Source organism: Zoogloea sp. (assembly GCF_017302315.1).
Lineage (GTDB): Bacteria > Pseudomonadota > Gammaproteobacteria > Burkholderiales > Rhodocyclaceae > Zoogloea.
In genome coordinates this window covers 1-5737 of the sequence record NZ_JAFLDT010000135.1, presented here as the reverse complement: position 1 = coordinate 5737, position 5737 = coordinate 1, and the positions used below count along the sequence as shown (strand labels likewise).

Below are 5737 nucleotides of genomic sequence, written 5' to 3'. Positions count from 1 at the left end.
GGCTTCAGCGGCGCGGCCGGCCAGGCGCGCGCTTTCGGCGGCGATCTGGCGGATCTCCTGGGCCGCGCGCAGGTTGAGCCAGGCATTGGCGAGGGCCATGCGGGCCAGACGGATGGTGTTGTCCAGGTCGGCGTCGGTGGCCGCCAGATTGCGATCGGCCGCCCGCAGGCGCAGCTCGCGCTTCTCGCCCCGTTCGAAGGTCTGGTCCAGCCGCAGCACGCTGTCCATGGGGCGATCCCAGTAGCCGCCGGTGCTGCTGCGGGCAGGGTTGATGCTGGTCACGGCGGCGCTGAGGGTGGGGTTGGGGCGTGCCCCGGCGATGTCCATCCCGGCGCGGGCGCCGGCCACTGCGCTCCGGGCCTGAAGAATCGCCGGATTGGCTTCGAGCAGCAGGGTCTCGGCGGTGGCGAGATCGAGGGGCGGGGGTGTATCGAGGGGCTGCGCCAGGCAGGAGAGCGGCAGCAGGCAGCTTGCCAGCAGTAGTTTGGAAGAGGGGCGCATTCCATGCAGGCCTGATTGAACAGGCCTGAAGTCTAGGAGGCGTCCCTGTCGATGACCTGAATGATTCCTTGCACCAATCTTGCGCAGGGCTCAGGCACGGGCCACGGGGGCGAGCACGCTGAGGGCCGCCTCGATCAGCAGGCAGACATCGCGTCTGCAGCGAGGGTCGACCGCGAAGACCGGTACGCAGCCGAAACCGGCGCGCTCCAGTTCGGCCTGGTAGTCGTCGAGGGTAAGACCACCCCCCAGATCGCAATGGGTGATGCCGACGGAGAGGGCGGTGTCGCGGATGAAGCGGCTGAAGGCGCCGAGGTGGAAATGCAACTGGTCCAGGGCGTCGGGCCGGCTGTTGTCGATGAGCAGGATCAGGGCCAGGGCGTCTTCGGTGAGCAGTTCCCACATGAAGTCGAAGCGCTCCCGGCCGGGGGTGCCGTAGAGATGGAGGGTGCAGCCATCGCCCAGCGTCATCGCCCCGTAGTCGAGGACTGCTCCGGTGAAAGGCTTCGACTGGCCCGGCCCGCCGAGGATGGGGGCCTCCGCGCGGAGGGGCGGGATGTCGCTGGCGGCGCCGATCGCGGTGGTCTTTCCCGCGCCGACCGGGCCGCCGAAGATGAGCTTGTGATGACCCACCGGCGCTAAGGCGTCAGTCAGGTGCAAGCTTGTCCGGGCGGGTACCCAGGAGCTTGCCGAAAACACGCTTGAACAGGCCGCGAGTAGGGAGCGCCGCCTGTACGCCAGCGTTCCCTGCGGCGGGGCTCCGGGGCGTTGCCGCGGGCGCCGGTGCGACCACCTGCTCCACGTGACCCAGGGCGGCACAGGCGCTGTAGAACGCGAAGACGTAGCGCTGGGGCGCCCCCAGACTGGCAACGGTCTCCCGCAGGCTCAGCTCGCCCCGCGACCACAGACCGGCGATGCGCATGGCTTCCGGCGGTACGGCCAGACGGGTGAGGTTGGGCCAGCTCTTGAGGCGGATCGGGTGCTCCAGCCCGGTGCCCCGGGGCAGACGTCCCCGCGAGGCCCACAGGGCCAGCTCCCACTCCAGACCATCCAGGGGGCGGGCCACGGCCCCCTCCGGCAGCGGTGTGTCGGCCTCCTGGCGAGCCATGGCGAGGGTGCCGCGGGTGGGGAGCTGGGCGAGGGCACGCAGGGCATTGGGGCTGCGGGTGGTCCATGCCTGACCGTTGCGCGGGTCGAGGATGAGGGCCGTGCCGCGGGCGTCGTCGATGCGTACCGGGCGCCCGATCTCGCGGGCGTGGGTGATCGCCCGGGCCACCAGCCCCTGCAGGAAGCTCGCCGGGTCGTAATAGATGCCGGCGAGGGCCGCCGGGTTGTCCAGATCGGCATCGGGCAGGGAGCCGACGTGGAGGGTTGCCATGCGGGCCTCGAACCGGCGCAGCAGGGCGACCTCATCGGGGCCCGCACCACTCAGGGTGTCGAGGGCGATCTCGTCGGGAATGCTGTCCACGGTGCCCCCCCGCTCGTCGCCGGCGTCCGGGAGGCCGAGGGTGGTGGCCGTGTCGGCGGGCGGCAGCAGGCTGCGGACTTTTTCAAGTGCAGCCGAGAAGGCCGCCAGGCCGACGGGCTTGGTGATCTCCACGGTGAGGGGGTCGGGGCGCTGTCCGGGGGCCTGGGTGGTGACGATCAAGGGCCGGTGGGGGTAGAGCATGCGGTGCCCCGCCAGCAGGTAGGGGCCCAGGTCATTGTCCACGTCGATGAAGGCCACGTCGGCCGCGTCCTCCTCCGCGATCCGGCAGGCGCCGGGTCCCACCCGCGACAGAAAGATCTCGAAGGCATACAGCGCCCGGTTATCCATGCCGGAGTGACACAGGCGGAGTGTGGTGGCTGTCATGACGGACGTTCTCCCGGATTCGAGTGGGCGGCGCCGAGACCGTTCACGGGGCTGGGCTCGGCTTGGCTTGGACAGCGCAGGACGTCCCATCGAATCTTATGCCGAAGGGACGAACTGCATTGCAGTCTGTCGGTGCCAATTCTATGCCGGATGAGCCAGCGGCGGGAGTTGTTTTAGATGAATTTGACGTTTATACAGTTTTTGACAGTGGAGCGGACGGGTGGGCCGGTTGGCAGGCATACCCGGCCGCGGCTATGTTGATCTCCTGCAGGAAGTCGACGAAGGTTGGTGCTGGGCCGTCGGGATCCTTGGCGGCGTCATCAATCCGACGCAGGGCGACGGCATCCTGCCAGAAGGGCTGTGCCTCGAAAGCACGTATCTGGACCGCAGACATGGGGCCACCCTGCAGGGCCAAGCTCTCCACGGAGTCTCTCGAAAGTCGGTCGGCGTAGCCAGGCTGCGTGGTGCATAGGTAACGTTTGGCGGCCACGTGCAGGCGCACCGTTTCCGCCACGGCGGGGCCGAAGTGCGGGAGCAGCCACTCGGCGCCAACGTCTTCGTGGTGATCGTCGATGCCGGCGGCGGCCGGGTGTTCGCCCAGGGTGTGGATCATGTGGCCGATGTCGTGGAGCAGGGCTGCCACGATCAGATGTGCGGGCAGTCCGCGTTGCCGGGCGAGGGCTGCCGATTGCACCGCGTGCAGGCGCTGGGTGACCTGGGACAGGCCGTAGCGTCCATGGGCACGGCCGTCATAGATGTCCAACAGTTCGTTAAGCAGGGTGGTGACTGGCGCGGGATGTACGGTGCTCACGGGTGGGCTTCTCCAGAGGCGTTGGCGGGATGGCGCACCCCCATGTCTGCCAAGGCCTCGCCTACCGCTGCGACAGCGGCGTGTATCTGCCTGGTGTCGATTGCGCCGATGCAGCCGACGCGAAAGGTGTCGACCCGGGTCAGCTTGCCTGGATAGAGGATGAAGCCGCGGGCCTTGACGCGCGCGTACAGTTCCTCGAAGCAATAGGCCGGATCAGTTGGTGCGTGGAAGGTGACGATCACCGGTGCCTGGAAGCGATCCTCCAGAAAGGTACGCAGGCCCAGCGCCCGCATGCCCGCCACCAGGGCCTGGCAGTTCCGTGCGTAGCGGCCCAGGCGGGCGGGCGGGCCGCCTTCTTCGCGGTACTGGTCGAGGGCTTCGTGCAGAGCAGCAAGCACGTGGGTGGGAGGGGTGAAGCGCCACTGCCCGGTGCGCTGCATGTACCGCCACTGGTCGTGCAGGTCGAGGGCGAGAGAATGGCAACGGCCGGCGGCTTCCTCCAGGGCCACACGGCGGGCGATCACGAAACCCATGCCGGGCACGCCCTCCAGGCACTTTCCGGAGGCGGCGATCACCGCGTCGAAAGGCATGCGGGCCGCGTCGATGGGAATCAGTCCGAAGGTGCTCATGGCATCCACGATCAGGCTGCGCCCCTGGCTGGCCACGGCCTCGGCGATGGCCGGCAGGGGGTTGAGGATGCCGGTGCCGGTTTCACAGTGGACCTGGGCCACGTGGGTGATGGTGGGGTCGTCCGCCAGAGCCCGGGCGATGCGCACCGGGTCAGCCGGCTCGTCCTCGCCAAAGGGCAGTACTACGCAGCTCCGGCCGAGGGTGTTGAGGATGCGCACGACGCGCTGGCAGTAGGCCCCGTTGTTGGGCACCAGCACTTTGCCGTCCACGGGCACCAGGGTACCCAGGGCGGCTTCCACGGCGAAGGTGCCGCTGCCTTGCAGGGGCACGCAGACATGGCTGTCGGCACCGCCGACGATGTCTGTCAGGCGGGCGCAGACGCCGGCGGTGAGGGCGTTGAAATCCTGATCCCAGGAGCCCCAGTCCTGCAGCATGGCTTCCTTGGTGCGGCGGGTGGTGGTGAGGGGGCCGGGGGTCAGCAGAATCGGTTCGGGCATGATCAGTTTCCTGGGTGGTTGGCGGTGGCGGGCACCACGGCGGCGCGCAGCACCTTGCGTGCGGCGCCATCAGCGAAGGCTTCGCTCAGCTGCTCAAGGGTGTAGTGACGGTCCACCAGTGCCTTGAAAGGAAAGCGGCGCCGGTTGGCCTGGACGAAATCCAGGGCCTGGATCAGATGACGGGGGTGGTAGTTGTGTACGCCGCGCAGGGTAAGCAGCTTGCGCAACACCAGGTTGGCATCGATGGGCACGGGCGTGCCGGGGCTGACGATGCCGGCGATCACGTAGGTGCCGCCGGTACGCAGCAGGGCCAGCCCGGGGGGGATGGCGGCCGGGTCGCCGCACACTTCGATCACTGCGTCGGGGCCGGCCGGTGGGCACAGTTCACGGACTTGGCGGGCCAGGGCTGCACCGTCCTCCGCGTCAGGGTCGAGGGCCACATCCACACCGAACAGGGCCCCCATCTCGCGGCGGGTCCGTTCGCCATCCACGCCGATCACCCGGCGTGCGCCACGGGCCTTGGCGATGGCTGCGCCGTACAGGCCGAGCAGGCCCAGCCCCTGCACTACCACCGTGTCGCCGAGCTTCAGGGCAGCCGCCTCCACCGCGGCGACCATGGTGGCGACGCCGCAGTTGATGGGCGTGGCCTCCTCGTCGCTGAGCTCATCGGGGAGACGCAGCACCCAGGACCGGGGCAGTACGTAGCAGTACTCGGCAAAACCACCATGGTGATGGGGTGCGGTATCGGCGGAGCAGTGGCCGTACTTGTCCACGCCCGCCGACTTGTGGGGCAGGTCGAGGATTTCGGAGAAATAGTCCGGCGTCGGGGCGAAGTACTCGCTCCAGGTGATGCGGTCCCCCTGGCGCAGCGGGTCGCCGCGCATGTCCCGCTCCACGCCATGGCCCAGGGCCACGATGTTGCCGATGATCTCGTGGCCGAGCAGGCCGGGACAGGGGCCGGGGCGGTGCCCCTGCCAGGTGTGGATGTCGGAGCGGCACAGGGTGGCCATGCGCACCTTGACCAGCAGTTCGCCGCTGCGGGGTGGCCGCAGGGGATAGTCGGCGAGGCGGAAAGCGCCGCCCGGTGTGTCATATACGGCCACCCGGGCCTGGGTCGGAATCATGCGGCCTCCGGGCGGGTGCCGTTGATGGCGAAGTCGTAGATCCAGTGGCTCTTCAATCCGCCGGCGGCAGCCCGTGCCCTGTACGCGGCGTTGAGCGGGGCGCTGAGGATGAAGGGCACGCGGGCCTCGGACACCCCGCCATGGCTGCGCAGGCGGGCATCCTTGAGGGCGGACAGGTCATGCTCGGCGGCACGGCTGCCGATCACCACTCCGGCCTCGGCGATCACCGCCACATCGCCCTCCCGGTCGGCGGGCAGGTCGAAGCGGGCGCACGCGGCGTCCCGCTCCAGGGCCTCGGCCACGCCGGGGACGGCGGCCACCCAGT

7 protein-coding genes are annotated in these 5737 nt (G+C 69.2%); all 7 read right to left on the bottom strand.

Annotated elements, in window-relative coordinates; translation table 11 throughout:
* The coding region (locus J0L98_RS20875) for a TolC family protein (protein ID WP_296414094.1) at nucleotides 1-501 on the bottom strand (501 nt) is incomplete at its 3' end.
* A gap of 90 nt (nucleotides 502-591) precedes the next feature.
* Nucleotides 592-1158 (bottom strand): hypothetical protein, encoded by a 567-nt coding sequence (locus tag J0L98_RS20870; protein ID WP_296414093.1) that lies wholly within the window; start codon nucleotides 1156-1158, stop codon nucleotides 592-594.
* Nucleotides 1145-2350: a hypothetical protein gene (locus J0L98_RS20865; RefSeq protein ID WP_296414091.1), complete on the bottom strand. Its 1206-nt coding sequence runs from the start codon at nucleotides 2348-2350 to the stop codon at nucleotides 1145-1147. The genes J0L98_RS20870 and J0L98_RS20865 overlap by 14 nt, the downstream gene beginning before the upstream one ends.
* A gap of 190 nt (nucleotides 2351-2540) precedes the next feature.
* On the bottom strand, nucleotides 2541-3161 hold the full coding sequence (locus tag J0L98_RS20860) for an HD domain-containing protein (protein WP_296414090.1): 621 nt from the start codon (nucleotides 3159-3161) through the stop codon (nucleotides 2541-2543).
* The gene (locus tag J0L98_RS20855; RefSeq protein WP_296414089.1) at nucleotides 3158-4288 is read right to left on the bottom strand and encodes a 2-aminoethylphosphonate--pyruvate transaminase; all 1131 of its coding nucleotides are present in this window, start codon (nucleotides 4286-4288) and stop codon (nucleotides 3158-3160) included. Before J0L98_RS20855 ends, J0L98_RS20860 begins: the two co-directional genes overlap by 4 nt.
* Before the next feature lie 2 nt (nucleotides 4289-4290).
* Nucleotides 4291-5412: a zinc-binding dehydrogenase gene (locus J0L98_RS20850; RefSeq protein ID WP_296414087.1), complete on the bottom strand. Its 1122-nt coding sequence runs from the start codon at nucleotides 5410-5412 to the stop codon at nucleotides 4291-4293.
* Nucleotides 5409-5737, bottom strand: a 329-nt coding sequence (locus J0L98_RS20845; RefSeq protein WP_296414085.1) for a hypothetical protein, incomplete at its 5' end; no start/stop codon positions are given. The genes J0L98_RS20850 and J0L98_RS20845, both read right to left, overlap by 4 nt.